Origin of the sequence: Sphingopyxis sp., assembly GCF_025869345.1 — a bacterium.
Classification (GTDB): Bacteria; Pseudomonadota; Alphaproteobacteria; order Sphingomonadales; family Sphingomonadaceae; genus Sphingopyxis.
The window spans coordinates 1-2,032 of sequence record NZ_JAOZVW010000032.1; the positions used below are offsets into that span (position 1 = coordinate 1).

Consider the following 2,032-nt stretch of genomic DNA (forward strand, 5'->3'; position numbering starts at 1 on the left):
CCCAGGGCGGGGTCAGCCGACGCAGGCCCTGGGTCCCCGCTTTCGCGGGGATGACGAGATTGGGTAGTTTTGGGCATTTGCTGCCGATATTGACGAGGTCGGGGCTTTCCTCTCTCGGCCATCCGCCCTATCGCCACCGCATAATGTCCGCCGACGCGCTCCTTCCGCTTCTCAAATCCACTTTCGGTTTCGACGCCTTCCGCGGCCGCCAGGCCGAGGTCGTCGCGCGGGTGATGGCGGGCGAGCGGACGCTGGCGGTGATGCCGACCGGGGCGGGCAAGTCGCTGACCTATCAGCTTCCGGCGGTGGCGCTGGACGGCTGTGTCGTCGTTGTGTCACCGCTGATCGCGCTAATGCACGACCAGCTTCGCGGCGCCCGCGCGGCGGGGATTCGTGCCGCCAGCCTGACCAGCGTCGATGCCGATTTCGCCGACACGCGGCAGGCCTATCGCGACGGCGAACTCGATCTGCTCTACATCGCTCCCGAACGCGCGACGGGCGAGGGGTTCCGGTCGCTGATGGAGGCGCGCGCACCGGCGCTGTTCGCGATCGACGAGGCGCATTGCGTTTCGGAATGGGGGCATGATTTCCGCCCCGATTACCGCCTGCTCCGGCCGCTGCTCGATGCCTTTCCCGCTGTGCCGCGGCTCGCGCTGACCGCGACCGCCGACAAGCATACGCGCGAGGACATATTGGTCCAGCTCGGCATTCCGGCCGAGGGGCTGGTGCTGGCGGGGTTCGACCGGCCGAACATCCGCTATCGCGTGAGCCCGCGCGTCAGCCCGGCGAAGCAGCTCACCGATTTCATCGTCGCCAACCCGGGGCCGGGGATCGTCTATTGCCCGACGCGCGACGGGACCGAGCGAATGGCGGCGAAGCTGGCGGCGGCGACGGGGCGGCCGGTCGCCGCCTATCACGCCGGGCTCGACCCCGAACGGCGCGCGCGGGTCCAGCACGACTTCGTCGCGTCTGAAGACGGGATCGTCACTGCGACGGTCGCCTTCGGCATGGGGATCGATAAGCCCGACGTGCGCTTCGTGGCGCACGCCGGGCTGCCGAAGTCGATCGAGAGCTATTATCAGGAGACGGGGCGCGCGGGGCGCGACGGCGACCCGGCCGAGGCGCTGATGCTGTGGGGCGCCGACGATTTCGCGCGCGCGCGGATGCGGCTCGGCGAACTGCCGGAGGCGCGTATTTCGGGCGAGCGGGCACGTCTCAATGCGCTGGCGGCGCTGGTCGAGACGGTCGAGTGCCGCCGCGCGCTGCTGCTGCGGCATTTCGGCGAGACTCCGCCCGAGCGTTGCGGCAATTGCGACACCTGCCTCGATCCGCCGCGCCAGATCGATGCGACGGTGCTCGCGCAGAAATTGCTGAGCGCGGTCTATCGCACCGGACAGAGTTTCGGCGCGGGGCATGTCGAGGCGGTGCTGACGGGGAAAAGCGACGAGCGCATCGTGGGGCGCGGGCACGACAAATTATCGGTGTTCGGGATCGTCGCGGGCGAGGAGGCGCGGCTGATCAAGCCGCTCGTCCGCACCCTCGTCGCGCGCGAGGCGCTCGAGACGACCGAGCATGGCGGGCTGATGTTCGGCCCCGCCGGGCGCGCGATGATGAAGGGCGAGACGCCGGTGCTGATGGCCGAGCCGCCGGTGAAGCGGACGCAGCGCGATGGCGGGCGTTCGGGGCGGCGCGGCGATGGCGCGGCGGCGAATCCGGTCGGCGATCCGCTGTTCGATGCGCTGCGCGCGATGCGGCGCGAGCTTGCCGCCGAGGCGCAGGTGCCGCCCTATGTGATCTTCCACGACGCGGCGCTGCGCGCGATGGCGAGCGAACGGCCGGCGACGCGCGCCGACCTCGCGACGATTCCGGGTGTCGGGGCGAAGAAGCTGGAGGCGTGGGGCGATGCGTTTCTGAACGTGATCCGGCAATATTGACTGTCCTGTTTCGACCGATTGCGGCCGGAAGCTGACCTACCTGACATCGTCATCCCGGACTTGATCCGGGATCCATTCATCCGGCGCTGAGAGAATGG

At 69.4% G+C, this 2,032-nt stretch carries 1 protein-coding gene; it reads left to right on the forward strand.

All coding sequences use genetic code 11. From position 1 onward, the window contains the following. Positions 1 to 143 precede the first annotated feature (143 nt). Positions 144 to 1,934, forward strand: a complete 1,791-nt coding sequence (gene recQ / locus OJI97_RS03820; RefSeq protein ID WP_297661277.1) for a DNA helicase RecQ — start codon at positions 144 to 146, stop codon at positions 1,932 to 1,934. The last annotated feature ends 98 nt before the right edge of the window (positions 1,935 to 2,032 follow it).

Coding starts and splice junctions, on each gene's coding strand:
- recQ (WP_297661277.1), top strand. CDS start 144: ATGTCCGCCGACGCGCTCCTTCCGCTTCTCAAATCCACTTTCGGTTTC.